The following is an 816-nucleotide window of genomic DNA, read 5'->3' on the forward strand; positions in this document are numbered from 1 at the left end:
AGAAGGCATCCGCAAAGGCATGTATCTGCTGCGTGAAGGCAAACCGAAAGCAAAGAAAACCCTGCGGGTTCAGCTGCTCGGCAGCGGTACGATATTGCGCGAAGTGGAAGCGGCGGCGGACTTGCTGCGAGAGGATTTCGGTGTGGCGGCGGATGTGTGGAGCGTCACCAGCTTCAACGAGCTGCGTCGTGAAGGGCTTCAGCTGGACCGCGACGATATGCTCAACCCGGAAAAAGAGCGAGGGCCTAACTGGGTAGAGAAATGCCTGGAGGGTCGCGCCGGGCCAGTGATCGCATCCACTGATTACATGCGCGCCTTTGCCGACCAGATTCGCCCCTGGGTGAAAGCCCCGTATTCGGTGCTGGGTACCGATGGTTTCGGGCGCAGCGACTCACGCCAGAAGTTACGCCATTTCTTTGAAGTGGATCGTTACTTCGTGGTGCTGGCGGCACTGAATGCCTTGCGCAAAGAGGGCAAGGTTGAGGCTGCGGTGGTGAAACAGGCCATTGAGAAATATGGCATCAATACGGATAAACCCTATCCGGTGATGCATTGATCGCACCCATCACTGATTATCGATCAGTGATCTCACTATAAGGAGTTCAGGTGTGAGTAAAACGCAAATTCATGTTCCCGATGTGGGCAGCAGTGATCCTGTTGATGTCATCGAGATCAGCGTGAAAGTTGGCGATACCATTAACGCCGAAGACACCATTATTGTGCTGGAATCCGACAAGGCAACAGTGGAAGTGCCAGCGCCCCAGGGCGGAAAAGTTGCTGCAATCAGTGTCAAGGTGGGTGATCGCGTCAAGGAAG

1 protein-coding gene and 1 pseudogene are annotated in these 816 nt (G+C 54.9%); both read left to right on the plus strand.

Annotation, left to right across the window (positions count from 1 at the left end):
* Positions 1 to 556, plus strand: a pseudogene (aceE, locus tag A3730_RS20490) (pyruvate dehydrogenase (acetyl-transferring), homodimeric type); the annotation flags it as partial.
* A 52-nt stretch (positions 557 to 608) separates the two neighbouring features.
* Positions 609 to 816, plus strand: a 208-nt coding sequence (locus A3730_RS20495; protein ID WP_304439516.1) for a biotin/lipoyl-containing protein, incomplete at its 3' end; no start/stop codon positions are given.

Source organism: Alcanivorax sp. HI0044, from assembly GCF_001634945.1.